The 1124-nt window shown below is 51.9% G+C and carries 1 protein-coding gene; it reads left to right on the top strand.

The window, feature by feature from the left end:
* Positions 1 to 30 precede the first annotated feature (30 nt).
* On the top strand, positions 31 to 1124 hold a 1094-nt coding region (gene ltrA / locus AC3Y2E_RS34555; protein WP_379217979.1), incomplete at its 3' end, for a group II intron reverse transcriptase/maturase.

Below are 1124 nucleotides of genomic sequence, written 5' to 3'. Positions count from 1 at the left end.
CTCATCGATAAGATATGGGCGAAGCCAAACATGGAGGAAGCCTTCCGAGAGGTGAAACGGAACCGAGGTGCAGCAGGGATCGATCAAGTGACCATTAAGGCATACGAGTCAGAGTTGGAGCACCATCTAGAAGTGCTTCAGCATGCGCTGAGAAGCAAGACATACCGGCCAAAACCGGTCAGGCGCGTTTACATCCCGAAGGCCGACGGGACGCAGAGACCTCTAGGCATTCCTACCGTGGGAGACCGAGTCGTGCAAGCCGCGGCAAAACGAATACTGGAGCCCATCTTCGAAGCGAAGTTCATGGAACGCAGTTATGGCTTCCGTCCGGAGAGAGATGCACACATGGCGCTAAGGAACATCCGCAAAGACCTGGAAGATGGATATCGCTATGTGATCGATGCAGACCTCAAATCGTACTTTGATACCATTCCACACAACAAACTGCTGGACATGGTGAAGGAGTCCGTAGTGGACGGGAGCGTACTGGCCCTGCTGGAGAAATTTCTGCAAGCTGGGGTAATGGACGGCGGGAGTTTCCACATCAATGAACAAGGAACCCCGCAGGGGGGTGTCATAAGTCCTCTGTTAGCGAACATTTACCTGCATCCGCTGGACAAGACGATGAGTGAACGAGGACACCGAATAACTCGTTATGCAGATGATTTTGTGATCTGCTGCAAAACGCAGAAAGGTGCCGAACGCGTACTCAAGTCCGTCATCCGCCTTCTTGAAAACAAAATGGGACTGAAGGTACACCCGGAGAAAACTAAAATCGTTAACAGTAAACGGGAATCCTTCGTGTTCCTAGGGCATGAGTTCAAACCGGGAAAGAAGATGATTCCGTCGGATAAAGCGATGTCCAAATTCAAGGAACGGGTGAAGACGATCACGAGAAGGAACCAGACCGTGAACGTGGAGAAGCTGGTAAAGAAGGAGCTGAACCCATACCTAAGGGGATGGGGAAACTACTTTCGCACGGGCGATGTGAAGAAACGCTTTCGGGAACTAGACGGCTGGATTCGCAGGCGTCTGCGCTCCGTCCAACTTCGCAGTTGGAAGAAGGTAAGGAAGCTCCATCGTGAAATGAGGCGCCGAGGTTGGGATAACAGTGATATGCCTGG

This window comes from Paenibacillus sp. MAH-35 (assembly GCF_058135425.1).
Note: the sequence above shows the minus strand (reverse complement) of the source record. Positions and strands in the feature narration are given on the sequence as shown.